The organism is Peribacillus sp. P4_C12, from assembly GCF_056402095.1.
The window spans coordinates 1-876 of the sequence record NZ_JBFUIB010000989.1 but is presented as its reverse complement, the minus strand read 5'-3'; the positions used below and the strand labels follow the sequence as shown (position 1 = coordinate 876).

2 protein-coding genes are annotated in these 876 nt (G+C 42.6%); both read left to right on the top strand.

Translation table 11 applies throughout. The features are described 5' to 3' along the window. Positions 1-293: ATP-binding cassette domain-containing protein (locus tag AC1DUW_RS30745; protein ID WP_477644440.1), on the top strand; the 293-nt coding region annotated here is incomplete at its 5' end. Between the two features lie 25 nt (positions 294-318). Continuing rightward, positions 319-876: ABC transporter substrate-binding protein (locus AC1DUW_RS30740; RefSeq protein WP_477644439.1), on the top strand; the 558-nt coding region annotated here is incomplete at its 3' end.

Sequence of the window (876 nt, the reverse complement as noted above, 5' to 3'; positions counted from 1 at the left end):
GGCAACAGCAGATGCTTGCCATAGGTAGGGCATTAATGTCTAAGCCAAAGCTGCTGATGCTTGATGAGCCTTCGGTTGGACTAGCACCTTTGATTGTGGAACAGATGTTTAAGGTGATCGAAGAAATAAACCGGGAAGGAATCACCGTTCTACTTGCAGAACAGAATGCGAATGCTGCCCTCAGCATTGCAGATAAAGGTTATGTTTTTGAAAATGGGGAAATTGTCGTTCAAGGAACAGCAGGTGATTTATTGGCTAATGGTGAAGTACGGAAAGCCTATATTGGAGCATGAAAAAAAGAATGGGGGATTTATTTATATGAAACAACTGAAAGTGTTATTTGTATTCATGCTGCTAGTAGTAACTGCTTTGGTTGGCTGTAACAAGGGAGACAGCCCCGCATCAAGTAGTGGTAAAAAAGGTAAAGGCGGAAATGTCGTTAACATCGGTTTTAGCGGTCCGTTAAGCGGGGCTGCAGCATTGTATGGGAAACGAACGTTAAATGGTGTGGAAATGGCCGTCAATGAAATCAATGATGACGGCGGGTTTGAAGTAGATGGGGAAAAATACACGCTTAATCTCGTTTCTTTGGATGATAAATACTTACCGAATGAAACAGGTTCGAATGCTAAACGCTTAATTCAGGAATATGATACACCGATTATATTTACGCCGCACAGCGGCGGTGTTCTGGCGCTGCAGGTTTTTAATGAACAAGAGAAATTTATCATTGGCGCCTATACGAGTGAGCCTTCAGTTACCGAAAGCGGAAATTCATTAACCGTACGAATTCCACCGAATTATGAAGGATATATCGAACCGTTTACAACGTATGCCATGGAACATTTCGGCAAAAAGATTGCAGCTTTGCCAACC